This is a genomic window from Chryseobacterium sp. 3008163, from assembly GCF_003669035.1.
Taxonomy (GTDB): Bacteria; Bacteroidota; Bacteroidia; order Flavobacteriales; family Weeksellaceae; genus Chryseobacterium.
The window spans coordinates 3,845,367-3,872,011 of sequence record NZ_CP033070.1; the positions used below are offsets into that span (position 1 = coordinate 3,845,367).

Annotated in this window: 25 protein-coding genes and 1 pseudogene; 7 read left to right on the top strand and 19 right to left on the bottom strand. The window is 34.6% G+C overall.

Annotated features, from left to right (window positions below):
- Window positions 1–161: 161 nt before the first annotated feature.
- From EAG08_RS17755 to EAG08_RS17795, 9 genes and pseudogenes are all read right to left on the bottom strand, one after another.
- Window positions 162–554, bottom strand: a complete 393-nt coding sequence (locus EAG08_RS17755; protein ID WP_129536593.1) for a DUF6705 family protein — start codon at window positions 552–554, stop codon at window positions 162–164.
- Window positions 555–567: 13 nt separating this feature from the next.
- Entirely contained in the window at window positions 568–1,122 is a 555-nt protein-coding gene (locus EAG08_RS17760) for a hypothetical protein (RefSeq protein WP_129536594.1), read from the bottom strand.
- A gap of 171 nt (window positions 1,123–1,293) precedes the next feature.
- Window positions 1,294–1,638: a hypothetical protein gene (locus EAG08_RS17765; RefSeq protein WP_129536595.1), complete on the bottom strand. Its 345-nt coding sequence runs from the start codon at window positions 1,636–1,638 to the stop codon at window positions 1,294–1,296.
- Between the two features lie 60 nt (window positions 1,639–1,698).
- Window positions 1,699–1,917, bottom strand: coding sequence for a hypothetical protein (locus EAG08_RS17770; RefSeq protein WP_129536596.1), 219 nt, complete (start codon window positions 1,915–1,917; stop codon window positions 1,699–1,701).
- Between the two features lie 61 nt (window positions 1,918–1,978).
- Complete coding sequence (tpiA, locus tag EAG08_RS17775; protein WP_129536597.1) at window positions 1,979–2,740, bottom strand: triose-phosphate isomerase; 762 nt, start codon at window positions 2,738–2,740, stop codon at window positions 1,979–1,981.
- Between the two features lie 13 nt (window positions 2,741–2,753).
- Window positions 2,754–4,882: pseudogene (locus EAG08_RS17780) on the bottom strand (S9 family peptidase).
- Window positions 4,883–4,900: 18 nt separating this feature from the next.
- Window positions 4,901–5,251, bottom strand: a complete 351-nt coding sequence (locus EAG08_RS17785) for a TerB family tellurite resistance protein (protein WP_129536598.1) — start codon at window positions 5,249–5,251, stop codon at window positions 4,901–4,903.
- A 99-nt stretch (window positions 5,252–5,350) separates the two neighbouring features.
- Window positions 5,351–6,460 carry a BT_3928 family protein gene (locus tag EAG08_RS17790; RefSeq protein ID WP_129536599.1) on the bottom strand — a complete coding sequence of 370 codons (1,110 nt, stop codon included), beginning with the start codon at window positions 6,458–6,460 and terminating at the stop codon, window positions 5,351–5,353.
- Between the two features lies 1 nt (window position 6,461).
- Entirely contained in the window at window positions 6,462–7,028 is a 567-nt protein-coding gene (locus EAG08_RS17795; RefSeq protein WP_129536600.1) for a DUF1599 domain-containing protein, read from the bottom strand.
- 218 nt (window positions 7,029–7,246) lie between these two features.
- Between EAG08_RS17795 and folP the strand changes: the two genes are divergently transcribed.
- The gene (folP, locus tag EAG08_RS17800; RefSeq protein ID WP_410493269.1) at window positions 7,247–8,098 is read left to right on the top strand and encodes a dihydropteroate synthase; all 852 of its coding nucleotides are present in this window, start codon (window positions 7,247–7,249) and stop codon (window positions 8,096–8,098) included.
- Between the two features lie 144 nt (window positions 8,099–8,242).
- On the opposite strand, the gene EAG08_RS17805 is transcribed toward folP, so the two are convergent.
- The 10 genes from EAG08_RS17805 to EAG08_RS17840 all read right to left on the bottom strand — a co-directional run bounded on the left by EAG08_RS17805 (window position 8,243) and on the right by EAG08_RS17840 (window position 22,421).
- A complete protein-coding gene (locus tag EAG08_RS17805) occupies window positions 8,243–9,712 on the bottom strand; it encodes a M20/M25/M40 family metallo-hydrolase (protein WP_129536601.1) in 1,470 nt (489 codons plus the stop codon).
- Between the two features lie 212 nt (window positions 9,713–9,924).
- Window positions 9,925–11,403: a DUF5686 family protein gene (locus EAG08_RS22375; protein ID WP_262696759.1), complete on the bottom strand. Its 1,479-nt coding sequence runs from the start codon at window positions 11,401–11,403 to the stop codon at window positions 9,925–9,927.
- Complete coding sequence (locus EAG08_RS22380; protein WP_228446634.1) at window positions 11,400–12,377, bottom strand: hypothetical protein; 978 nt, start codon at window positions 12,375–12,377, stop codon at window positions 11,400–11,402. The genes EAG08_RS22375 and EAG08_RS22380 overlap by 4 nt, the downstream gene beginning before the upstream one ends.
- A gap of 142 nt (window positions 12,378–12,519) precedes the next feature.
- The gene (locus tag EAG08_RS17815) at window positions 12,520–12,756 is read right to left on the bottom strand and encodes a hypothetical protein (RefSeq protein WP_129536602.1); all 237 of its coding nucleotides are present in this window, start codon (window positions 12,754–12,756) and stop codon (window positions 12,520–12,522) included.
- Between the two features lie 43 nt (window positions 12,757–12,799).
- Window positions 12,800–13,945 (bottom strand): DUF5686 family protein, encoded by a 1,146-nt coding sequence (locus tag EAG08_RS22385; RefSeq protein ID WP_410493343.1) that lies wholly within the window; start codon window positions 13,943–13,945, stop codon window positions 12,800–12,802.
- A 14-nt stretch (window positions 13,946–13,959) separates the two neighbouring features.
- The gene (locus EAG08_RS22390; RefSeq protein WP_228446636.1) at window positions 13,960–15,213 is read right to left on the bottom strand and encodes a hypothetical protein; all 1,254 of its coding nucleotides are present in this window, start codon (window positions 15,211–15,213) and stop codon (window positions 13,960–13,962) included.
- Window positions 15,214–15,330: 117 nt separating this feature from the next.
- Entirely contained in the window at window positions 15,331–17,142 is a 1,812-nt protein-coding gene (locus EAG08_RS17825) for a cytochrome-c peroxidase (RefSeq protein WP_129536603.1), read from the bottom strand.
- A 66-nt stretch (window positions 17,143–17,208) separates the two neighbouring features.
- Window positions 17,209–18,684: a hypothetical protein gene (locus EAG08_RS17830; protein ID WP_129536604.1), complete on the bottom strand. Its 1,476-nt coding sequence runs from the start codon at window positions 18,682–18,684 to the stop codon at window positions 17,209–17,211.
- Window positions 18,685–18,882: 198 nt separating this feature from the next.
- Window positions 18,883–19,629 (bottom strand): hypothetical protein, encoded by a 747-nt coding sequence (locus EAG08_RS17835; protein ID WP_129536605.1) that lies wholly within the window; start codon window positions 19,627–19,629, stop codon window positions 18,883–18,885.
- 308 nt (window positions 19,630–19,937) lie between these two features.
- Entirely contained in the window at window positions 19,938–22,421 is a 2,484-nt protein-coding gene (locus EAG08_RS17840; RefSeq protein WP_129536606.1) for a DUF5686 family protein, read from the bottom strand.
- A 391-nt stretch (window positions 22,422–22,812) separates the two neighbouring features.
- Here EAG08_RS17840 and EAG08_RS17845 point away from each other — a divergent pair, with 391 nt between their 5' ends.
- The 6 genes from EAG08_RS17845 (at window position 22,813) to EAG08_RS17870 (ending at window position 26,638) form a co-directional block, all read left to right on the top strand.
- Window positions 22,813–23,118: a helix-turn-helix domain-containing protein gene (locus EAG08_RS17845; RefSeq protein WP_129536607.1), complete on the top strand. Its 306-nt coding sequence runs from the start codon at window positions 22,813–22,815 to the stop codon at window positions 23,116–23,118.
- 4 nt (window positions 23,119–23,122) lie between these two features.
- A complete protein-coding gene (locus tag EAG08_RS17850; protein ID WP_129536608.1) occupies window positions 23,123–24,163 on the top strand; it encodes a DNA cytosine methyltransferase in 1,041 nt (346 codons plus the stop codon).
- On the top strand, window positions 24,160–25,008 hold the full coding sequence (locus EAG08_RS17855) for an NgoPII family restriction endonuclease (RefSeq protein ID WP_129536609.1): 849 nt from the start codon (window positions 24,160–24,162) through the stop codon (window positions 25,006–25,008). Before EAG08_RS17850 ends, EAG08_RS17855 begins: the two co-directional genes overlap by 4 nt.
- A 604-nt stretch (window positions 25,009–25,612) precedes the next feature.
- Window positions 25,613–25,954, top strand: a complete 342-nt coding sequence (locus tag EAG08_RS17860) for a hypothetical protein (RefSeq protein WP_129536610.1) — start codon at window positions 25,613–25,615, stop codon at window positions 25,952–25,954.
- 42 nt (window positions 25,955–25,996) lie between these two features.
- Window positions 25,997–26,305, top strand: a complete 309-nt coding sequence (locus EAG08_RS17865) for a hypothetical protein (protein ID WP_129536611.1) — start codon at window positions 25,997–25,999, stop codon at window positions 26,303–26,305.
- Between the two features lie 120 nt (window positions 26,306–26,425).
- A complete protein-coding gene (locus tag EAG08_RS17870; RefSeq protein WP_129536612.1) occupies window positions 26,426–26,638 on the top strand; it encodes a hypothetical protein in 213 nt (70 codons plus the stop codon).
- Window positions 26,639–26,645: the final 7 nt, after the last annotated feature.

Here is a 26,645-nt window from a genome sequence, read left to right on the forward strand (position 1 = left end):
TTCCTGTCGCATAATATTGGCAGTCTGCGGAAATCATCATTGAATTATAAGAAAATTGCCACTCTATTTGGGTTTTGCTGGCATCTGTGAAATGAATACGAATTCTTCCACTTATATTACAAACATCTCTATCGTTATACGTTAAACCGTATAGATTATTCTCATCTTTTGCAAATTTTCCCCCCCCATATTTTTGCCTGATCATCTGATATCATGGTATTATCAAATAAAATACTTCCGTTTGAATCTACCACTTTAAATTTTCCAATTAATATGTCTTTATTGTATTTTCTAAAGGTATTGTATGTGTTTATTTTTTTAAATGTAATATATATGGTTTTATTATTCCAGGCTCCAGACCAAATTCCTACATAATCAGGTAATTCGTTGTCAGTGTCTTTCATGTAGTAACACTGATCTTCGGGAATATCTGTATATGTTCTTAAAGGAATGATGTTATAAGATGGACAAGTGGGTGTAAATGGTGAAATAGGTTTTTGTCCAAATAACAGATTAATCATTAAGCTGAATAATATAATGAGTGTATTTTTCATAATTTTATATTTATTAATTAGGGCAAGGTGTTTTGGTTGTCTGATTAGTCGTTTCATTATATTCTATTTTATTGATGACATCGCCTTCTTTTTTGTAGATTTCTATACCATCTATCTTCATTTGATCTTTTAAAAATGTCATTAAAAAATCTTCCTGCTCTGTCGCCGAAAATTTATCATCTTTAATCATAATATCAATTTCTTTATCATATATTTTATTCCAGTTATCAATATTACCTAGATTTACAATCGAGGCTCCATTGTAATTAACGATATATGTTCCATTTTGAGAAATGGTAATTCCTTTAAAATCCGTAGTTTCTAATCCGCAGAATTCTTTTAAATATCCAGCTTTTCGAATTGATGATACAATATCTGCTGCAGATGGGATGCCCTGTACAGGGATTGTAGCATTCCCATTCTTATCACATCTGAAGTTTTGGTGGGTATGTACTATTTTTGTAATACAGCTCCCTACAGGATCATCATAAGCAAAGTCCCCACAATTAGAAGAAGGCTTTTCTTTATATGTATTATCTTTTTCTATAAAAAGTCTTTCATGGTTCAAGTTGAAATTATTAGGATTATCTAATGTATTTAAAACTTGTACTAAAGCCGGATCCTGAAGAGTTGTTTTAAGCTCATTGCACGGGTTGTCATCCGGGTCGGGAGTGTAATCATATCCTCCACCATTACCTCCACCGGTACAATTTCCATTTTCATCGTATTCACCAATACATTAATCCTCAGGAAGAGCAACATCCACAAATTTACAAACCGTGTAAGTATATGTCGATTCTATAGGACCAGTAGGATCTCCCGGTGCTGTACCAACAATAAAAGTTTTAGTAACACTTTTACATTGAGACACTCTTATTGTTCCAGATTTTAAATTAGAGGGAAGTGAATTAGGATTATTACTGACAGACAAATTTTCAGAAATTGAAAATTTTTCATTGTCAGTAAAGATTAGATTATTGAAAAAATCATTAGTGCTTTTGTCATTTTCGGTGAACTCGAAAAATATTTTATTACCAATACGCCTGGTTTCAACATAAGATATGATATTGCCCTCTTTCATCATTGGAGCAATAAGATAACTTTCGTTGAAAGTATTTAATGATGTAGCATGATCGATCCCATATTACTTTTCCATATTGAGATTGTATTCTTTCCTTTGCATTTTTATCAAAATTTCTTTTACATTTTTGATAAACACCTCATCCTCTTTCCAAGGATTTTTGTTGGTATATTCACTACTTTGATAGATTGTATTATACGTTAGAGCTTCTTCTGTCTGGCAAGAAAGCAATATAGCCAATACAAAAACATACCAAGTTTTTGAAATAAATTTTTTCATCATTTGTTATTTTATTATCCATTAACTGCAAGTTTAACCAGCAATTATGAATAGAATTATTATTTTATTGATTAAATCCTTCAATAATTTTAGAGAAATCTTCCAATTTCAAAGCAGCTCCGCCAATCAATCCACCGTCGATATCTGGTTGAGAGAAAATTTCTTTTGCATTGTCAGGTTTTACAGAGCCACCGTAAAGAATAGAAACTTCGTCAGCAACTTCCTGTCCGTATTTTTCAGCGATAATTCCTCTGATGTGAGCATGAATTTCCTGAGCCTGTGCCGGACTTGCAGTCTCGCCAGTTCCGATTGCCCAAACCGGTTCGTAAGCGATCACTACTTTCTTGATTTCTTCAGCAGAAAGCGTGAAAAGAGCCGTTTCAGTTTGAGTTTTTACAACATCTAAATGTTGACCTGCTTTTCTCTGTTCAAGCGTTTCACCATTACAGTAAACAGGAATTAAACCTTTATCTAAAGCCAATTTTACTTTTTTATTGCAGCTTTCGTCGTTCTCACCGTGATATTGTCTTCTTTCAGAGTGACCGATCAAAGAACCTGTTGCATCGATAGATTCCAGCATATCTGCAGATAATTCGCCTGTGTAAGCACCGCTTTCAAACTCGCTCATGTCTTGAGAAAAAACTCCAATTTCGTCTTTTTCAAAGATGTCTTTTGCCATCATTAAATATAAAGATGGGGGAGCGATCCAAACTTCACAGTTGGTTTTATTTTCATTTTTATAACCTAATAATTGAATCATCAACTGCTGTGCTTCAATTACATTTTTGTTCATTTTCCAGTTTCCTGCAACTATTTTTCTTCTCATAGTTTATCTAAAATTATTTATTAATTCCTTCTAATTTAAACATAAAAGCATACACCAAAGCAGTATCTTTCAGATAGTCAAATCTTCCCGAAGCACCGCCATGACCATAAGCCATATCTGTTTTTAATAAGAGCACATTTTTATCCGTTTTTAAATCTCTCAATTTTGCCACCCATTTTGCAGGCTCAAAATACTGTACCTGAGAATCGTGCAAACCTGTCGTTACCAAAATATTTGGATAGTTTTTCTTTTCGATATTTTCGTATGGAGAATACGATTTCATGTAGAAATAAGCTTCTTTATTGCTCGGATTTCCCCATTCATCATATTCATTTGTCGTCAATGGAATACTCTCATCCATCATTGTATTAACAACATCTACAAAAGGAACCTGAGAAATCACACCGTTCCACAGTTCTGGCTTCATGTTTACAATAGCTCCCATTAATAAGCCTCCTGCACTTCCTCCCTGAGCGTATAAATGTTTTGATGAGGTGTATTTTTCTTTTACAAGATATTCTCCGGCATTGATAAAATCAGTAAAAGTATTTTTCTTTTTCATCATTTTACCGTCTTCATACCATTGTCTTCCCATTTCCTGACCTCCACGGATGTGAGCAATGGCATAGGCAAAACCTCTGTCTAAAAGGCTTAATCTTGTACTGCTAAAAGTAGCATCAATCGAATTTCCGTAAGATCCGTAAGCATAGAGTAGAAGCGGACTGTTTCCGTCTTTTTTATATCCATTTTTATATACAATGGAAATCGGAATTTTTGTACCGTCTTTGGCTGTTGCAAAAAGTCTTTCGGTTGTATAATTTGCTTTATTATATCCACCTAAAACTTCCTGTTCTTTAAGTAAAGTTCTTTTACCTGTTTTTAAATCCTGTTCAAACTGAGAACTTGGAGTAACCAACGAAGTATAACCGAAGCGGAAATTATCCGTATTATATTCAGGATTTCCAGATGGATAAACAGTGTAAGCAGGTTCGTCGAATTTCAGAAATTCTTTTTTTCCTGATTTTCTGTCATAGATGACCAATTGCGAAAGTCCGTTTTGTCTTTCACTGAAAACCAGATAATTTTTAAACTCGCTGATTCCTTCCATCAAGACATCTTTTCTGTGCGGAACAAAATCTTTCCAGTTTTCTACTCCTGTTTTGTCTAAAGGAGTTTCTACAACCTTGAAGTTTAAGGCATCTTTATTTGTTGTGATTAAAAACGGTCTTCCAAAGGCGTTACATCATATAAAACATCTTTCATTCTCGGTTGGAAAACTTTGAATGCTTCATTGGGTTTATTGGCATCAATATATCTAGTTTCCGAAGAAGTAGTTGCCCCTGAATAAATCATAATGAACTTTTCATTTTTGGATTTTCCGACACCGATGTAATTGGTTTTGTCTTTTTCCTCATATACCACAACATCTTTAGAAGCATCTGTTCCCAAAGAATGTCTGAAAATTTTCTCTGTTAAAAGGGTTTCAGGATTTTTTGAAGTGTAGAAAATAGTCTTGTTATCATTTGCCCAAGTCGCAGAACCTGTGGTATTTTTTATTCCTAGATCAGTCGTTTTTCCTGTAGAAAGATCTTTTAAGAATAATTTGTATTGTCTTCTGGAAACATCATCTACGCCATAGATTAATTTGGTGTTATCTGAGCTGATGCTAAAACCTGAGGCAGAATAATATGCATGACCTTCCGCCATTTGATCGACATCGAGAAGAATTTCTTCGGGCGCATTGAGATTTCCTTTTTTTCTGCAATATTTAAAATATTGTTTTCCTGTATCGGTACGGCTGTAATAATAATATCCGCTTTTAAAAACAGGAACAGATTCATCTTTTTCCTTGATTCTGGCTTTCATTTCCTTGAAAAGCTGATCTCTGAAAGGCTCTGTGTCTTTCATCATCCCTTCCCAATAAGAATTTTCCGCTTTCAGATAATCAACGACTTTTGTTGAATCTTTTGCTTTTTTAAAATAATCAATCATCCAATAATAGGGATCGTTTACTTTATCTGAATGTATTTCTCTGATGTGTTCCTGCTTCTCTGCAACAGGAGCTTTCAAATCAGGGAATTTCTGAGATTGATAAGTTGCTGAAATACTCATAGCTAATAATCCTAAATAAATTTTCTTCATGACTGTATTTTTAAAAGTTTAAGCCAGATTCCAAAGATTTTTCAAAAGTACATAGAAAGTATGCTCCTCATCAGTCACCACATCATCAGCTTTGATCAACGTTTTTGCAAACTGAATGAAGCTTAGACGTTCCTCTTCTGTAGAATCATCCAAGAAACAACGTCCGTGAAATTCAAAATGATCTTTCCACTCTTCAGGCTGAAGCAATGCGATGGTTTCCAATTCGTTATCTAAATTGATTTTAAAAGGAAATTCGTCAGCCAGATATTGCTGAACAAGCATTCCTTCTTCTGGAGCAAATTCGCCATCCACAGATGAAAGAATCATTAATAAGTGATAACCGGCGATTGATTTATTTGATTTTTGCATTTAATAATATTAAAGTTTAAAATTCTAATTTAATTTTTAAAGAAATTTTCCACCCTTTAGCGTTAGTGGAAAGAAAATTTCAACTCATTGTAAATTTAACTAATCTACATAGTTTTTAGCAGGCTGTTTGTCTACAATTTTCCCGTTTTGTAAAGTTAATACAAATGGGTTGCTTCTTGCGATGGTTTTGATGGCAGTGCCGTCCATCATTGCATTTTTAATGGTTTTAAAAGTAGTTGGAATGGTAGAAATTCCATAAACAACTGCAGTTTTGTCAGTATTTACTTTGGCTTCAACTTTCTTTAGTAAGTCGGCTGAAACTTCTTTCGGATGATAAGAGAACACTAAAATTGCTTTAGGAGCATTGATAATTTCATCCGTTAAATCGATTCCTGTGGGATCTTCAATCTTAAATTTAGCAATCTCAGATTTATATCCTTGTTTCATCAGTTTAGATTCATTTTTATCTTCTTCAATTTTCCAGGGTGAGCCTTCTTCCCAATATTTTGTTTGGTTGATGTAATCGTCTTGATTGACCTTTAAAACTTCTCCTGTTTTTGAATTTTTCAGCGAATAAAAAGTTTTGTATTCCGAAGGATTTTTGTTGATTTTTACTTTTTCAGCTTTCAAATCTGTTCCAATTTTATAATCACGGAAATCGATAATCGGTTCATTGATGAGCCCCTGTGCCATAATGAAAATCATAATTCCTGAGAAAAGTCCAAATGCAATTGACGGAAATTTATTGTTTCTTGGTTTTGTTGAGCTTGAATAATCATCTTTTTTATTCCATTCTTTTCTGTACAATACGAACAGAATTAAAAGTCCGACTAAAAGAACAATGTCTTTTACAAAGCTTTCCCAAGGTGTAAATTTAATAGCATCTCCGAAACATCCGCAATCTGTTACGACATTGAAATAGGCTGAATAAAACGTCAGAAATCCAAAGAAAACACACAATGCAATCAGTGCAGAAAGCGTGAATTTCAGTTTAAATTTAAGCAAAAGCATAAAACCTAACCACAATTCTAAAACCACCACAATGATTGAAAAAAGCAAAGCAAATTTCACAAAAAACGGCATGTCAAAAACCGAGGGTTCAAAATATTCTTCCATTTTAAATGAAAATCCTACCAGATCTACTGCTTTTACAAATCCGGAAAGGATGAAAATGATGGCGACGATGAAACGTAATAAACCTTTAATCATATTATATAATTTGATGTTCTACATTGTTTTCTTTTTCAGAAAATTTAATCAGACAAAACACGGCATAATTCAGCATGTCATAATAATTGGCATCTAAACCTTCGGAAACGATGGTGACACCTTGATTGTCCTCAATTTGTTTTGTTCTTAAAACTTTTTGATAAATTAAATCAGTAATTGACGAAATTCTCATATCTCTCCAAGCTTCGCCGTAGTCGTGGTTTTTTCTTTCCATTAGAGCTTTAGCTTCTTGAGCATATTTGTCATAAAGATGTAGAATTTCATCTTTATTTTCATTAAAATCATTCGAAAAACCTTTTTCTAATTGAATCAGACCGATAATCGAGTAGTTGACTACAGCGATGAATTCTCCTTCCTCACTTTCGTCAATCATTTTCACGTCCGTCATTTGTAACGTGCGGATTCTGTTAACTTTAATGTAAATCTGGTCGGTAATCGAACTCGGTCGAAGAACTCGCCAAGCTGCACCGTAATCTTGTAATTTTTTACTGAAAAGATCACGACATTCGCTGATGATTTTCTCGAACTGGATTGAAGTTTTTAACATACATTCTCTTAATAGCCCAAATATACGAATTAGGTTTTAGGTAGCAGGAATAAGGCGCTGAGTTTTTGAGTTTGAATGGAAGAGTTCTAAACTTGTTTGTTGAAGCACTTATTTTTATAATTTTGATCTACTTTTTCTTCAAGCATATTGATTATTGGTTATTTTTGCATTGCAAATGTCATAAAAAACTAAACTTAAAATTCACAATTTTAAAACCCATGTCTTCAAATTCTCAAACGCTGAAATCCTTTCATTCAATCAATTGCAATGGACGATTAATAGATTTAAGTTCACCACAATTGATGGGAATTTTAAATCTTACACCAGATTCTTTTTCGGATGGTGGAAAATTTAATAATGAAAAATCAGCATTGCAACAAGCTGAAAAGTTGTTAAAAGATGGCGCTTCAATAATTGATATTGGTCCGCAGTCTACACGTCCGAATGCGGAATTTCTGAGCAGTGAAGAAGAAATCAGAAGAATAGGAAATGTTATTTCTTTAATAAAAAAAGAATTTCCCGAAGCTTTAATTTCACTCGATACTTTTTATGCTGAAACAGTAAAATTTGGTTTTAATGAAGGAATTGATATTGTAAATGATATTTCAGGCGGCCAATTTGACGAAAAAATACTTGATGCAGTTGCTGAAACAAAACTTCCTTACATCTTGATGCACGTGAATCCGTCATATCAAACGATGCATGAAAAAACTTCTTTCGCAGATATTACTTTGACGGTCAATCAGTATTTTTCAAAAAAAACCGATGAATTATTGAATAAAGGAATCAAAGATATTATTCTTGATCCGGGTTTTGGTTTTGGAAAAACGGTAGAAGATCAGATGAAAATGATTGATGAAGTAGAATTTTTCGGTTTTGGAAGTTTTCCTATGTTGATTGGGATTTCGAGAAAATCATTTATTTACAAACCATTAGGAAAATCTGCTTTAGATATCAATGAAGAAACGCAAAAGTTGCACATGAAGGTTTTAAAACAAGGTGCGAAAATTCTACGTGTGCATGATGTTGCAGAAGCTAAGAAAACTGTTGATGAATTTTTAGTATTATAACCCTTTTTTGTTTTCAGTAGCGGCGGCGTAGCCGCCGCTACTGAAAACAAAAACTATAGAATCTCACAGCTATACTTGTTGATCACAAAAAAAGCTGAGACCAACTCAGCTTTACTATTTTCAAATTCTTTTCAATTAAATTGATTATCTCTCCAAAGTAAAAGTCGGAATGACTTTCGGACGCTCTGTTTCATTGGCCACTTTCCATGAAGTTCTATACATCCATTCCGTCATTTTGTAGAGTTTTTTGTAGTTAATATTTTCAGATTCATCTTGTGGAGTGTGATATTGATCATGCAATACACTTGTAAAAAATATGGCGGGAATTCCTGCTTTCGCATACGGAAGATGATCACTTCTGAAATAAAAATATTCAGCGTGATTCGGAGAATCCCAATCTTTCAGATAAGTAAATTTTGTACTTTCATTGTTGGCATCTTCTGCCATTTTCACTAATTCTTCAGAGTTTTTGTGAGGTGCATTTCCTCCCAAAAGCGCCGCTTCGTTGTTGTCATTTCTTCCAATCATATCGCCATTCAGAACGGCTACAATTTTTTCTTTAGAAACAACGGGATGTGCAGCGTGCCATCTTGAACCCAATAATCCTCTTTCTTCTGCGCCGTGAAATACAAACAGAATACTTCTTTTTGAAGGCTGTTTTTTATAGGCTCTTGCCATTGCCAACATTGCTACACAGGTACTTGCATTATCATCAGCTCCGTTGTAGATCGTGTCGTTTTTCACCGGATGACGGATTCCATCATGATCCTGATGACCGCTTAATAATACATACTCATCTTTCAACTTTGCATCGGTTCCGTCGATCTTCCCAATAATATTGACGGAAGGATATTTATAAGTTTCAGTAATGATATTTAATGAAATTTTAGGATTGCTTTTTACCCAATCTGCATTTTCCCTTTTGATCCACAAAACAGGAATGTTATTTGTGATTTTTTCCCTTAAACCTTTTACACCGTAAGTACCTCTGGTCATTTGCGGCAGAACTTCAACCCAACTTTTATCAGACGTTTCGTCTGTGATGAAAATAATTCCTTTTGCACCCAATTCAAAAGCTTTATTGTAATATTTTGTTCTTACAAATCCAGGATAACGTCTCACGAAAAGAGTCATTTCTTTATCGATGTTTTTATCGGAAGCGTTGATGGCCAGAATTTTTCCTTTAATATTTAATTGAGATAAATTTTCAGGTTCGGTAGTTCCGGCGTAGACGATTTCAGCATCGATGTTGGCATTTACCGGTTCGGCAACGAGAAAATCTTTCCAAATTTTCAACTGAGTTTCTCCGATTTTCAAACTGCTTTGCGGAATAATCTGATGTCTGTACATATCAAAAAACTGAAAGAATGTTCCGTTGTCTCCTGCGGGTTTCATTCCGGCTTCTTTAGCTTTATTGGCAAGCCACATCGATACTTTGAGCTCATCCAAAGTTCCTGCTTCCCGTCCCCAAAACTGATCTGCAGCCACTTCATACATATCTTTTTTAAGATCAGTTTCTTTAATTGCGGAAACTAATGGTTTTTTGTAATTCTGTGCGTTTCCAAGGATGAAAACAAGTAATCCTATTAAAGAAAAGAAGGTTTGTTTTTTCATTATTTTATCTTACTTAATTGTATTAATTTCTGAAAAACTGCTTTCTATTTCGTACGTCTTCTTCTCGTTTTTCAGATTTGAAGGATAAATATAATTAATTAAAATCTTTTTTAATTGTTCATAAAAAATGATTTTTTGAACTATTCAAAATAAAAAAACCGGAACAAAAATGTTTTGCTCCGGTTTTTATTACTTATTGCCAATTACTTATATTAGAATCCTAATAATTTCAATTTAAACTGAATGGCGAAATTATCTTTAAACTTCGGAGTATTGTAATGTCCTACTCTGTAGAAAAATCCTAGGTTAAATTGTGAGGATAGGAAGTTATTCCATTCTAAACCTAATTCATTATAAAGATGATCTAGTTTTTCAAATTCAAACTGATGGAATTCTTTATTTTTCATATCACCGATCGTTCCTCTGTAAATGAAGTCAAAGCTTGAAACGTTCTTTCCAAAACTTTTGAAATACCACGGAAGTCTATGCGTCAAATAAGCACCAACGAATTTATCATTATAGTATTTTCCACCTTCCATTGTGGCAAAACCTAAGTATGAAGTCAGGTTAAAATTCAATCCGCCATGTCCGTTTCCTAAACCGTTCATTGTGAAATTTTTCCAGATCGGAGCGTCGCCGGTAATGATTCCGCCGTAAGCTCTCACGCCTGTCACACCCAATTTCGTTTTAAAATTGTGAACAAAAAGCGCATCAAATCTGCTGAAATTAAAATCTCCGTCTAACGTTTTAAATCCCTGTTCATAATTCAGGTATAATTCCGGAAGGTTTTGTTCGTAGGTATATTTTCCGGTAGGTGTCATGATATTCTTTGAATTGGGAGAATATTTTAAAGTGATTGTTGATGATGCAATATCAAACTGGCTCCCCAAACCTTTGAAATTATAGGCGAATTTAGATTCTTCCTGAGTTTTTTTCGCCGAAACATTTACGGTTAAGCCATTCGTGATGTCATTTTCATAACTTACTTTAAACCCTTCATAGCCATAGAAAACTCCATTGTTCAGAGCAACTCCGGAATTCATGATTTTCATTCTGAAATTCCACAAGTTTTCTGAGAAACGACCTGCTGCCATAACATCATTGAAATATTCAACACGGAAAAATGAATTTTTATTTAATGTGGTGCGAATGTCAACCCCTGCTCCGTATTTAAAGTCTTTGTCATAAATTCCGTAAGCAAAATAAGCGTCAGGAGAAATATATTTATTGAATTTTTCGTTCAGTTTTGCTCCTGCTCCAAAACGGAAATGCTCATATTTATTATAACCAATTAATTTCGCCAAATCAAAATCTACAATTCCTAGTCTTACTTTTCCTTTTAATAAACCTGTCAAAGCTTTTGCTTTTTGGTCAAGCTTATATTTGCTGCTTAAACTGTCAATTTTGGAGTAGGTCGTCACTTCACGGTCTGTCAGATTTTCAGTTCTGTACTGATCAATTAATTTTCCGTCAGAGTTTTTTACATCAATCGTGTAGCCTTTAAAATCCTGTGGTTTTTCTTCAATAGGTGTTTTAAAATCGAAATAATCAGCAGTAGCAAATGCATAACTTCCAAATCTCTTTTTGGTATTTTTTTCTGCTTCTTTTTCTTCTTTGGTTTTCTTTTTATCAGATTTATCATCGCTGTCGAAAGACGTGGAGCCCATTTTGAGTTTGTAGTTTTCTTTCACCAAAAACCATTTGTTTTCAATAGGTTTCCAAATACTGGTGATGCTGCCTTCGCTTCTGATTTTGCTATTGCTTTCGATTTTTTAAGGGCATAACTTTCTTTGTCTACATAGATATATCCGTTAAATTTTCTACTGTCAGCAGTTGTTTTGTAACCAACCTGACGGAACCTGATCACATAATTTTGTCTTCCTTCAATTTCAATCGAATCAGTCAGGAAAAAGCGGTAAAGGTTTCTGTTTTCTTCACGTATTTCTTTTGGAATCACATTTCTGTTGGAACGGAAAGCCATCAGTTCGTAGATAGGTTCTTTTAAACCTGCAATTTTATTATCTAAAATATTGGTTTTCTCGCCGTATTTTTTTGAATATAAACTTTGTGAAGCTCTTTCCCACAAAAACATTTTGCTTTTCCCAACCAATTTCATCAGGTTGACAGATTCTAGAGAATCTTTTCTTTCCTGAGTTTTCATTGGCTGCTGTGGAAGACTTTTTAAAGAGTCAATTCGGTTGGCAATGTATGTGTTGTAGGCTTTAATGCTGTCTTCATCAAAATCCAGAGAAATTTTTTCATACGATTTAAATGAATAAGAATCTAAGCTTAACGGAGAATTCTGCTTGTAATTGTCGTTGATTTTTCTCAGAATTTCTAAAGCTCTGGGATCACTTTTATCCTCGAGAATTACCGTCTGGATACTTTGAGTTTTAGGATCAGCTTTTGATAAAAAAACTTCCATCACTTTGTCAACCACGACATCATCTTCATAAAAACCTCTCGCAGAAACTTCTACTTTTTTACATTTTGTTTTGAAGTTAAGCGTACCTGAGGCATCGGTTTTTCCGACCAATTTATCATTGCAGGTCACTGAAGCATTAGAAATCACAGACTGATCTCCTGAGCTTTTAACGATGATTTTCGACTGTGAGAAAGTGCTGATGTATCCGAGTGATAACAGCAATAAATACAATTTTTTCATAAAGAATTTCTAACGATTAAATTTGATTGGCTGGTGATGAATTTTCTTTTCTTTTTATTTTAAGTTGAAAATCATGTAAATCAAATCAGCTATGGCAAATAAAGTGCCGCAGATGTTAAAAATTCTTAATGTAAATTAATTATTAGTTGAGATGTGCCTGTTTTTCGGCAAATTCTTTAGAGAACTTTATTCTGTCTTCTTCCAGTTGCTCCTGATTGTCGGGCAAGACATAATTGAATAAAATTTTATCTTCACTGTCTAAGAAAATCATTTCTTTTTCTTCACCATCGATCATTTGGGAGAAAATTGCCCACATCGAAGTATCTTTTAATCTCAATAATTCGAAAAACTGTTCTGCTTTTATTTCTATTTTTTTCATTGATTTCTTTTCATTATTTATTAATCATTACCGATTACTTATTTTAAAACTCCAAAAGCTTTAATTTAAACTGAAATGCAAAATTCTGTTTAAAATTGTATGTTGTGTAATATCCGACTCTGTAAAAAACGCCTAAATTAAAGTACGAAGAAAGGAAATTATTCCATTCCAATCCAACTTCCTGATACAGATGATCTAATTTTCTGAACCTGAAATCATGATATTCGGGATGTTTCATATCACCGATGGTTCCTCTTAAAACAAAATCTAAACTCGAAACATTCTGCCCGATGCTTTTAAAATACCAGGGTAATCTATGCGTTAAATAATAGGCGACGAACCTATCATTATAAAATTTTCCGCCTTCCAACGTGGCAAATCCCAAATAGGAAGTAAGGTTAAAATTAATGTCACGACTCGGCGACGCCAGACCATTCATTGTAAAATGTTTCCAAATTGGAGCTTCCCCTAAAACCAATCCGCCATATAATCTGAGGCCTGTAGTTCCCAAACCGGTTTTAAAATTCTGCACAAATAATGCATCAAAACGAGTATAATTAAAATCTCCACCTAACGCTTTAAAACTTTGTTCAAAATTAAAATACAGCTCAGGATATTTCTGATCAATCAGAGATTTTCCCTGCGGCGTCATGATGTTGGTAGAATTCGGAGAGTATTTCAAGGTAACCAATGTATTGAAATTTTCAAAAGTTGCACCGCTGTTTCTGAAATTATAATCAAATTTTGCTTCTTCCGTATTTCTTCTTGCGGCAAATGCCAATGTCAAACCATTGGTGACGTCATTTAGATAAGATACAGAAGCACCTTCGTATCGGTAGTATTTATCGTTGTTGATGTTGTTTCCGTAGTTCATCATCCGCATTCTAAACGTCCATAGTCTGCGGTAAAACTCACCGGAAGAGTTCACATCATCATAATATTCAATTCTAAAGAAAGAGTTTTTATCGAGTGTCGTTTTGATGTCGAGCCCAATTCCATACTTAAATTTATCGTCACTCAAACCGTACGCAAAATAATAATCCGGCGAAAAATAAGGATTGAAATTCTCATTTAGCTTTCCTTTTAAACCCAGTCTGAAACCTTCGTATAAGTTATAATTGATGATTTCACCAATATCAAAATCGAAACTTCCAGAGCGAACCTGTCCGTTAATTAAACCGGTTAAAATTCTGGCTTTGCGGTCTACATTGTATTTTTTCCTAAACTGTCAATGACGAAATAGGTATTTTTTTCTCGATCAGACAAAGGTTCGGTTCTGTATTTCTGAAGCGTTTTTCCATCAGCATTTTTTACGGTAAAAGTATAGCCTTTGAAGTCTTTTTGATTTTCTTCAATCGGAGATTCGTAATCAAAATATTTTGAACTCAGATAAGCATAGGTTCCAAAGCTATTTTTATGTTTTTTTAAATGATTTTCAGAATTTTCAGTTGATTCTGTATTATTCATCATCATTCGACTCATTCTCAGTTTTACGCTTTCTTCAGACAGAAACCATTTATTATTGAAGAAAATCCATGTACTTGTAATGTTGCCATCGTTCTTATCTTTACTGATGCTTTCTATTTTTTTGATGCCATACGTATCGATATCGATATACAAATATCCGCTGAATTTCCTCCTTTTAACGTTCTTTTTGTAGCTCACTTCACGGAAGCGGATCACAAAATTTTTTCTGCCTTCAACTTCAATCGTGTCAGTCAAATAGAACCGATACAGTCCACGGTTTTCCGGCTTGATCTGTTCCGGAATTTTATCTCTGTTTCCCTGTAAGGCAATCAGTTCATAAATGGGCTGCTTCAGTCCTGAGATACGATTGTCTAAAATATTAACTTTTTCACCGTACTTTTTTGAGTACAAATATTCCTGAGCGCGTTCCCAAAGAAATAATTTACTTTTAGAAAATATTCTTCGCGCCGAAACATCGTTAACAGAATCTTTGGCTTTCTGCTTTTTGAAAAGATTAAAATTGTTGTTGAAAATTTCTGTGTACACAGAGATGCTGTCCTGATCAATGTCTAACGAGATTTTATCATAAGATTTGTAAGTGTAAGAATCTAAACTCTGGGGAGAATTACTTTTAAAAAACTGATTTACTTTTCTTAAAATTTCAAGTGCTTTTGGATCACTTTTGTCTTCAAGAATAACGGTTTCTATGGATTGTGTTTTCGATGAAGTATTGATAAGGGTAACGGTCATTTCATCTTCAACTATTGCACTTTCTTTGAAATAATTGGCCGCTTTAATCTGGATACTTTTGCATTTAGATTTAAATTCCAAAAATCCGTTATCGTCCGTTTTTCCTAAAAATTTATCGTTGCATGAAATAATGGCGTTGGGAATAGGTGTTCCTTTGGCTTCGTTAATTACTGTGAGTTTTGATTGCGAAAAACCAAAAACAAACATCCACAGAAATATAAAAATAAGCCCTCTTTTCATGAAAAAAATCTACCACAAAATTACTGATATTTCTTTGGGTAAGAAAGTTTTTGAAACGAAGTTTTGTAATTCAATTTATTTCAGAAAAACAAATTCCCGAATGATTTCGGGAATTGTTTATTTGTCGTTTAAAGCACTCATAAAATCAATAATTTCATCAATTTCCTGATTGGTTAAATTAAGTTTTGAGTCTGATAGCGTTTGATTTTTAATCGATAATCCTAAACCGTTTCCACCACCCTTATTGTAGAAGTCCATGACTTCTTTTAAAGTTTTATAACCGCCATTATGCATGTACGGAGCCGTTTTACTAATGTTTCTAAGCGTCGGAGTTTTAAATGAATTCTGAAGAAACGCTACCGTCTCGTGGAATTTTCCTCTTCCTAAATCATTATCGATCTTTCTGTTTGAAGCATTTTCTGCAACTCCCAAAACTTCCTGTTCGGTTTTATTGAAAGTGGGTGGAACAGTGCCGTTAAACAACGGAATAAAATGGCAGATTGCACACTGTGCTTTTCCTACAAAAAGATTAAACCCTTTTTTCTGTTTTTCGGTCATGGCAGATGATTTTCCGCGCATATAGTCGTCAAAATCTGAATTGAATGTTGCCAAAGAACGAATGTAGCTCGCCAAAACATTCTGCAGCTGCCAAACTTCGGTATTTTTTGTTTTGTAAATTTTCTCGAAATCTTTTTGGTATTTTTTATCCTGATTAATCTTAGCAATAATCGCATTCATATCGCCGTGCATTTCCTCTTTGTTGGTGATTACGTCAGAACTTTGTCCTTCGAGGTCATCTTTTCTCATGTCCCAAAACTGTCCGTGTTGAAAAGCGGAGTAGCTCAGTGAAGGCGTATTTCTCTGCAGTGCTACATTTTCCAGCGACATCGATTTTTCTAAACCGTCGGTGAATGCTTTTTCAGCAATGTGACAGGTCGCACAACTTCTCGAATTGCTGTTGGAAAGAATTTTATCACTGAAAAGCTGTTTCCCGAGATTAACTTTTTCAGGTGACATTTCATATTCCTTTCCGGGAACAAAAGCGTTTGGGTTAAATGCATCTTTAGAAAAGAAAGTCGATGCATTTTTATTTAAAGCTGAAGTCACTTCAACATCCGGAATGTTTTCTTCTTTTTTAAACTGAAGAAGTAAAGTCGATATCTTATTTAAATGATCGGGAACAAAATGAATATAATCAAATGTATTTTTATCTGAATTTTTCTTTAAAATTCCATTGGCAATACCAATTTCACTGACGATTTGTTTTAAAGATTTTTGTTTAGATTTTTCCGTTGAAATTTGTTCTAAAGTCCATCGTACTCCTTCCAAAGCAAAGGGCATTTCTTCCAAGAATGTTCCTGAAATGGGTGTGTCAAAGCCTGCAATTCCCAAACTAGAAATCCTAAAAACCTGCTGTCTTAAAGCGTCAAAAACCTGATCTTTGCTAATCGTAATGACCAGAAAATTAGCTTTTATGGTATTGCTTTTGTTGGTGAGCTTTTTTAAAATTCTGATCAATTCGTCCTTGTTCTGTTTTTCATACGGATAGATCATTTCTTCAATCACCTGAAGACCTTCAGGTTCAATTTCGGTATGTTCTTCCATTTCTATTTCCGGAAGAGCCGAACCGTTCATGAATCTTGCAGTGTTTGGGAGGAAATATTCTACCGCCCATTCCATTTTCTTGTAGGTTTTCCTGAGTTGCTGAAATTTCTCCTGAAGAATTTTGTTGCCAGCATCTTTTGAAACCAACGTTATCAGTTCATTGGTCTGTCTCAAAAATTCAACATTATTTTTAAATATTTCCTTCTTTACAGCGGTCAAATCGTTGACGATTGGTTTTTTATCGGTTTGGCACTGCAAAATTCCAAAGAAAACAAAGGTGAGAATGAGAAATATGGCGAGAGGATATTTGAGAATAAATTTCATTGCTTATAAAAAAGCATCAATAGAGAAAACTCTACTGATACTTTGCTTAATTAATGGTTATAAAAATTATTTTTGAACGTTTCTGATCAGAATGATCTGACCACCTTCTTTGTTCGTGTTTACACCAGCGCCGTCAGCATTTTTGAAAGCATCTTTCTGCCAAGTGTGAGAGTGAATATTTACCGCAAAAGTGTTTGGAACACCGATGATATCTGAAACATCAATCATTGCTCCGTATTCCCAAGATCCGAATTTACTTAAATTTCCAGATTGGTTGTAAGCAGTCTGCCATGCCGTATCATTTCTGTTATGCTTCATATTTAACCACGGTTTGTACTGCTTTGTGCTGATGTTCAGTTGCCAAATGTAAGAATCATGATTTGCAGCGGTGTAGTAAGAATCTCCGTCCTCCTGAATGTAAACGAAATTTTCTGTCACACAAAGGTTATCCGGATTGATCAGGTTGTTTCCAGGGTTTGAATCTCCTTCTGCGGCAACTTCCAGTTTTCCTGTCAGCATATTGCTTTCATTTAAAACCAATTTGTACACTCTTCCCCACATCGTCAATCCTGGTTTTGGGTTCACACCATCTGAAGATTCTCCGGTTGCTGTAAAGTAAATTTCTCTCCCTTTTCCTGCACCTTTTCTGTAATCTACATCTTCAACTCTTGAAAAACGGATCGCATTGATATCTAAATTTTTCTGATTGATCTGAGCTCCGGTAAGGTTTTTAGCATTGGTGATTTCAACAAACTCTACATCATACTGAGAACCTTTCGCCATATTGGTTTCAGTTGTATTGTTGTTGGTTCTTTTTAATGAATATAACTTTCCATTGTCAAGATCTCCTTGAGTATTGGCAACATACATGATTAGCTGACCAGCAGATTGGTGAGCCGTAGAGTAGGATTGATCTTCACCGATTAAGATATAAGATTTTCCGTTAGATACATCTTTAGGAAGTGGAACTGCATTTTCCATAGAAGCTTTTCCCAATGCAGGTTTTACTCTTGTCTGGTCTGAAGCCTGAGATGTAGCAGCCATTGGATTGATCGCGTGAACCATACTTTCTTCACCAGATTCTCCTGCAGTTAAGAAGGCGCTGAAACCATGTTCCTGAGGCGTTGCCAAAGTTGCAGAACATAATCTTGTCATACCACCAATTCCGTTTAAAATATATTCTCCTTTTACTGGCTTAAATGTTTTGTCTAAATAAACTCTTGAAACCGACTGCGTGATTTCGTGATTGGTAATCATCAAATATCCGTCTGAAGCAGGATCTTTCATGATTCCCATTCCGTCCGGCTGACCTGCAAATACAAAGTTTGGACTTCCAGCCAATACATCTGAACTTGAAATCAATGTCGTAATATTTAAATTCTCAAAACCAGTCATTCCGAATGCGAAAGCAGGTTCTTTTGAAAAATTTTCAAGTTTAATGTTTTCGTTCACCGGATTCTCGGCGTTGTCTTTGTCGTCATTACAACTCGTGAACACCGCTGCTGATAAAAATAATACAGCAATAGATTGAGAAATTTTCATAATACTTTCTATAGTTTTAGGTTGTGACAAAACTATGAGTCTAGTATGAACTTAAGGTTACAGCGAGAACACAAAAAAATTAACTTTAATGTAGGATTACGTTCATATTGTTACGGGAACTTCAATAATTAGAATGAATACAAATAAAAAATGCCGGAATGAACCGACATTAGTATATTTAATTAAAAAATTAACTGTTTATTTCAAATCACTTTTAGAAATCACAATTTCTTTAATCACTTTTCCTTTAGAATCGGTGTATACATATTTTAAATTGTTCACCCCTAAAACTGCAGTCTGTTGGAAAACCTGCTGAACCTGAGGTGTTTTGATCATTTCTTCTTTCATCATTTTATCTGAACCTTCTAATTTCAACATGGGAATATAACTGTCCGGAACTTCATTGGTGTAAATAAGATTTTTTTCTGCATCAGCTTTTATACTCACGATTTTAGTTCCTGTTGCCGGATCAATAATCGGTAAGTTTTTATTAAATGCTTCTAAAATTTTGTTTAAATCATCCGTGCTTGGTTTTTCTCCTTTAGCAATAGCGTTAAAATCAACCGATTCTTTTAGATTTTTATCGTCGATTGTTTTATCAATAATCACTTTTGAATCTGCACTGTGAACTTTCAGATTAAATTTTACGCCACTTTCAAAAAGTTCTTTACCGATTTTTTCACTTTTAATAGCCTGAGCAATCAAATCAGGAAGAGATTTGCTGACCAGATCACTTTCCATGTCACCACTTTGGTAAGTCGTTGTTACATCGATGTTAACCAAATCCGGTGAGGTAGAACTTGCTTTGGTCGATTTAATCATTTGGTTAATCATCATCGAGGATGAGTTGTTGTACATTTTGACAAAATCCTGAACTTTGTCTTCTTTCGTTTGACACGCAATCAGCATCAACGAGGTAAAAAAGATAACGAGAATGTTTTTCATAAATAATATTTTAAGGCAAGGTAATAACAAAACAGAAACCAAAAAGTTTCTGCTTTGCCAAATTTTTATTTTTGAAATTAATTTGTCCCACGGATCGCACAGATTTTCACGGATTTTTTAGCAATATTCTTAAAGCAACGCTAAGCTTAAAATTTCTAAAGAACTTAAAAATCTTAATGTTGAAAAATATCTCAAATTGAAAACTTAGTGAACTTTTATAAGTGGAACGGCTTTGTGTAACTTAAAAACAGCCAACTGTTAAAAAAATCTCTGCGCACTTTGCGTTAAAATAAATAATCAGAAAATAATTAATTCAAAACACTAAATCTCAGCTTAATCCCAAAGTTATCCTTGAACTGCGACGTCTGATAATGTCCCAATCTGTAAGAAAACCCAACCCCAAAACTTCTGCCTAAAAATCGATTCCAGATCACACCGACTTCCTGATAATAGTGATCCAAAGCCTGGAAATCAAACTGATGGTCACCTCGGTTTTTAAAATCTCCGATGGCAGATTGATATTCCAGTTCGATGTTTGAATATCTCGAACCAATCGTTTTAAATCTAAAAGGTAAGTTTTGTGAAACCTTAAACGCCACAAATTTATCGGCAAAAAAAGTTCCCGAAGGCATCGTTGCAAACGCTAAATTATTCGGAGTGTTGATATTTGAATACCAATGATCCGGATTTCTGTCGTTCTGACCGGCAATCTCAAAGTTTTTCCAGATTGGTGCCGTTCCTGATGAAATTCCTCCGAAAAGTTTCAAATTGGTGATTCCCAGTTTTGATCTGAATTGGTGAATAATCAATGCATCGGCTCGGTAATAATCTAAATCTCCGCCTAATGCATCAATTCCTTTTTCGAAATTCATGTAAACCTGAGGAAAGCCTTTTTCATAGGTGTATTTTCCGCTTGGTGTCATGATATTTTTATCGTTTGGAGAGAATTTTAACGATAGAGTAGTGCTCACATTGTCAAAACGGTTACCTAAATTCTTGTACTGATAATCAAAAAGCGCTTCTTGTTTCTCTTTGTTCACGGCAATTTTCATGCTTAATGAATTTGAAATGTCATATAAAAACGATGCTCCCCATTTTTGATTTTTGTAAAAATTAGCGTTGTGCAGATCCAAATTCAGATCATTCACTTTCATCATCATATCCCACATAGTATTGTTGAATCTGCCTGCTGCAAAGACATCATCCACATAATCGATTCTGAAAACAGAAGTTCTTTTTGAAGACAGTTTCATGTCTAATCCCAAACCGTATTTCCAGGTGTGGTCTTTAAATCCGTAGCCGAAATAACCGTCCGGAGAAAATGTTTTGTTGAATTTTTCATTCAGTTTTACACCGGCTCCCAAACGAAGACCTTGGTATTTATCGTAGCTGAAAAATTTAGTCAGGTCAAAATCAATGATTTTATACCGCAGATTTCCTCGCATTAGTTGGGTCAGAAAGCTCAGTTTCTTTTCAAAATCATGTTTCTGTACAAAGCTGTCGATTTTCACGTAGGTTGCGCTTTCTCTTGCCGTCAGACTGTCGGTTCTGTATTGCTGAAGCAAACTTCCGTCAGTGTTTTTCATCTCAAGAGAATAGCCTTTAAATTCTGATGCTTTCTGCGCTTCATTCAGTTGGAAATCGAAGAAACGGTTTTTCACGTACAGATAATTTCCAAAAGTTTTTTGGTTGTACTTTTTTCGGTCGCTCAGTTTTTGACCTTTTTTCAAAGTATCGGTTTTTACGCTGTCTTTTTTTGAAGTATTAAATGTCTGGTCTCCCATTTTCAGTTTAATATCTTCATAATCCAGAAACCATTTTCCGTCAATCGGTTTCCAGACAGAGACAATGTCGGCTTCGCTTTTCTTTTTACTGGCACTTTCAAACTTTTTCAGGGCATAGGTTTCAGAATCCACATAGATTTTTCCGTTAAACTTTCTAGGGTTTTGCTTTTTCTTGTCGGTGATTTCTTTGAACTTAATGACGTAGGTTTTTCTGCCGTCCAACTGCAAAGTATCTGATAGATAATAATTAAAAAGCTTTCTGTTTTCCGGTCTCACCTGTCTTGGAGTTCGGTCTAGATGAGAAAGATTAATTGCCACCGCTTCATAAATCGGATTTTTAAAACCCGACATTCTGTTGTCGATGATATTGGTTTTCTCCCCGAACTTCTGAGAATATTTGTACTCCGTCGCTTTTTCCCAAAGGAACATCTGACTTTCCTGGGTAGCGTCGAGCAAATCTTCGTCAATCAGAGAATCCTTCTTTTCGCTTTCTTTTTGCTTAAATTCAGATTTGTCAACCTTCGAAAGAGAATCTTTTCTCGTTGCCAGGAAATTTTTAAAGGTATCAATTGAATCTTTGTCTACATCAATAGAAAATTTAGAGTACGATTTGAAATTGTAGGTATCTAAAGATTTGGGCGAGTTTTCCTTTTCTCTTTTATTCAGTTCGTCCAGAATTCTCAATGCTCTCGGGTCACTTTTATCGATGATCACCACTTTATCGATATTGCTCTGTTTTTCAGACAGTGGTTGCATCGCCACTTCCATTGATTTTTTAACATCAGCTGTAACATCTTCAAAATTGCTGGCGAGAATTTCTACTTTCTTACATTTTGTTTTAAAAGATAAAACGCCGTCAAAATTGGTTTTACCCAAGAGATTGTCGTCGCAGTAAACGGCTGCATCACGAATAGGTTTTTTATCGGCTTTACTGAAAACTTTCACTGAAGTCTGCCCGAAATAGAACACCGCAAAAAATAAAAAGAACGGAGATAGAAGTTTGGTCATTGAGTTTTTTATTAATAAGACAAAACTATTGATAAGAAGGTTACAAAACCATAACAGAAAATATAATCTTTTGTTAAAAATAAAATCAGCGGTATTTCAATGCAATACCGCTAATTTTTATAGTCTACATTTCCCGTAGGAATGAGAAATGGGGTTTTGTTTAAGAGTTTTTAAGGCTTTTATAACTAAATGATTTTTCTACTGTTTACAGTTCCGTCAGTTCTCGATACACAATTGTTTTTATTTGGAGTTGAAGTAAGGTTATTTTTTAATGCATAATATTTTTAATAAAATTGATGTTAAATATTCTGATAATTATGGTTTAGAAATACAATGAAAAATTTTAAAATTTCAAAAATAAAAATTATATTTGTCAAAATTGACAAGTCTAATGAGAGAAACTTTTGGAGAGTATATAAAGCGATTAAGATCCGAACATGGTTTTACGCTTACTCAATTGGCCGCTAAATTAGATTTAGATTCTGCTAATCTAAGCAAAATCGAAAATAATAAACGTGAATTTGATGAAAAAAGACTGACTCTTTTGTCAAAAGTTTTCGATTTAGATATTGCCAAACTAAGAACTGAATTTTTTAGTGATTTTATTGCTAAAAAAATTTATGAAAACAATTGCGACGAAGAAACTTTAGTTTTGGCTGAAGAAAAAGTTGCTTATTTAAAATCTAAAAACTCATAATATTATGAATATAGTATCGTTTTTTGCAGGTGCAGGTGGACTTGACCTTGGATTCCAAAATGCAGGATTTAATGTGGTTTGGGCAAATGAATATGACAAAGAAATTTGGGAAACTTATCAAAATAACCATCCTCAAACGGTCTTAGACAAGAGAAGCATCGTAAATATTCCTTCTAATGAAGTTCCTGACTGTGACGGAATTATCGGAGGTCCACCTTGTCAAAGTTGGAGCGAAGCTGGTGCAATGAAAGGTATCAATGACAAAAGGGGACAATTGTTTTTTGATTTTATTAGAATATTAGAAGCAAAACAACCCAAATTTTTTCTTGCAGAAAACGTAAGTGGGATGCTTCTGGGGCGACACTTATCTGCTTTAGAAAATATTAAAGAACTATTCAGAAATGCAGGAATTGGTTATGAACTTTCTTTTGAAATGGTAAATGCTTGCGACTATAATGTTCCACAAGATAGAAAACGTGTAATCTTTGTAGGAATTCGAAAAGATTTAGGCTTTAAATATGAATTTGAAAAACCAAATTTCTCAAAGTTAACTTTACAAAATGCTATTTCTGATTTGAAAGAAAATGTTTTACCAGCAAAAACAAATAACAAAACAAACGGAAATGACTGTGCAATTCCAAATCACGAATATATGACGGGGGGATTTTCTACCATTTTTATGTCAAGAAACCGTGTGAGAAGTTGGGACGAACAATCTTTTACAATACAAGCAGGAGGAAGACACGCTCCAATTCATCCGCAAGCTCCAAAAATGAAATTTATTGAGCAAAACATTAGAGTTTTCGTTCCTGGACAAGAACATTTATACCGAAGATTAAGCGTTAGAGAATGTGCAAGAGTTCAAACTTTTCCGGATAATTTTATATTTCATTATGATAATATTTCTGCAGGTTACAAAATGATTGGAAATGCTGTACCCGTTAAATTAGCTCATTTTTTAGCTAACTCAATTAGGCAACAAATTTTGAGAAATGAAATTCAAAATCAAGCAGCAATTACAACAAACGAATTAATTACTGTATGACAAATATTTTAGAAGCCATTGTAAATATTGCTCAAAATCCGATTTATACAATCAGAAGTCTTTATTCTGGAAGAAATAGAGTAAATAATATTGGGGAAGCATTGGAAACTTTTGTAAAAGATGCTTTTGTAAACTCTATTCAGACCGAAGATGAGTTAGAAAAAATGCGGAGATACAGTGAAGAATTTTCTTGGTTAGGCAATCAAAATCATCCGCCTGACATTATGATAAAAGGCGGAGATGCAATTGAAGTTAAGAAAACACAAAGTGCAAATTCTGATTTGGCTTTGAATAGTTCATATCCCAAATCCACGGTTCAATCAATTAGTAAATTAATTACCCAATCTTGCAGAACTTGCGAAGATTGGACAGAAAAAGATTTGATATATTGTGTTGGACATACAACTGACGATAGTATAAAATCATTATGGATGGTTTACGGAAATATTTATGCCGCAAGCCACGAAACGTATCAAATCATCAAACAAAAAATCACAGAAGGAATCAATGAAATTCCAAATGTTGAACTTGCTGAAACAAATGAATTAGGACGAGTAAATCGTGTAGACCCTTTAGGAATTACTAACTTGAGAATCCGAGGAATGTGGCAGATTCAAAATCCGAGACGAGTTTTCAATTATTTGCATACACCGTCTTCAAGTATTTTTGAATTAGTTGCTATTATTCCAACCTCAAAGTATGAAAGTTTTCCGTCTGAAAGTAAAACAAAACTTGAAACTTTAGGAAATGTGAATTTGACTACAGAAAATGTTCAAGTAAAAGACCCGAATAATCCAGCGAACTTAATTGATGCCAAACTAATTGTATTTAGGCTAAAAGAATAATTAGTAAGTATTTATTGTACATACTAATTTGCAACACAAATAGCAATTAGATAGTTAGAGTAAGGATAAATAATGTAAAACAAAAACCTCGCCCTCCCGCGAGGTTTTCTCATTTCAAAAAAACTAAAATTCGAATCCCATGATGTTCAAAAATATTTTATATTTGTTTTAAGAACAAGAAAAAATAAAATGATGATATTAAGAAATAACCCCGCAGTTCATGCGCAGGCTTCCGGCACTTCCGGTTCAAAAATTCAACTCAACACTTTTCAACCCATTGCTTATCTCAAAAAACGGTAAACCGTTCCGTTGGTTCGTTCAGGCAGTTCGATAAGCGCTTCAGCCGCTTAGAAAGGGCATTCAGGCATTCTGTTGAGACCATCAACCACTTCGTAAAGGCGTTCAAGTGATTCGTAAAGGCGAACAAGTGTTTCGAAGAAGCAATCAACCAGTTCGAAGAGACAATCAAGCAGTTCGAAGAGGCAATCAAATACAATTTATTATATTTCAATACTTTACAGCCGTTTCGGAAAAGTAAGTAGATTCAATAAACAAGATACAATAGACTTCAATCATATTTTTAAACACAAAAAATAATTTTATTATGAAAAAAGAGCAGGTAGTACGTACTTTCAGATTAGCAGATTCTGTACTGAAACAAAAGGCAGATGAATTGATCGCTTTGATCGACAGAGACATCAACGAATTTACAGACCGTGGCTATAACGCCGACAAAAAGACCGAACTGACCACAGCACGCACCACGGTAGACAACTTCCCAAGCGATGAACAGCTGGAATCCATCAAAATGGATCTTACCGAACAAAAAGATGCCGCCAGAAAGGCCCTCGAAAAATCGATGCGCAGTATTTTTAAGATGGCAGAAAATGTTTTCGGACTCTACAGTGCCAAATACAAGGAATTCGGAAATGCAGGAGTCAGTTAGCTCAGCGATGCCGAGGTGGTGCGCATTGCCAAAATGATGAGCGTGACGGCAGAGAAATATCTTCCCCAACTTGCTGATGAAGGTCTTACCACAGAGAAAATTAATACTCTGATGACGCAGCGTGAAGCTCTGGATGTTGCCATCGACGCACAGGCAAAAGGAATTTCTGATCGTGACCTAGCCGCAGAAGGTCGTGTAGAAGCCCTCAACAAACTCTACCAACTGCTCACCAAATACGCCGGCACCGGCCAGGATATTTTCTACGAAACCAACGAAGCCAAATACAACGACTACATCATCTACGATACCCCAAGCGGCCTTCCGGAAACTCCGCCTACGGATCTGGTGTAAACTTCTCGATACGGTTTTTTTCAAAACCTACTCGAAGTGACAACTTCTTTACACGATACCAAATATGCTTTGTAAGTCGCTTCGTCAGTTCGAGTGTTTTTCGTAGTGAAACGAAGAAAAATGTATCGAGAACCCGTGGAGCATGGGCCGCCTGTGTATCGAGAACCCGTGGAGTACGGGCTGCCTGTGAATCAAAAACTTCTCGATACGGTTTTTATAAAACCTACTCGAAGTGACGGAGACAGTGACGGGAGGATTAAATACAAACAATCCCTTTCAGTTTTGAAAGGGATTGGTTATTATAAAAAACCGCAAAGCGGTACTATTTATTAGAAGTTAA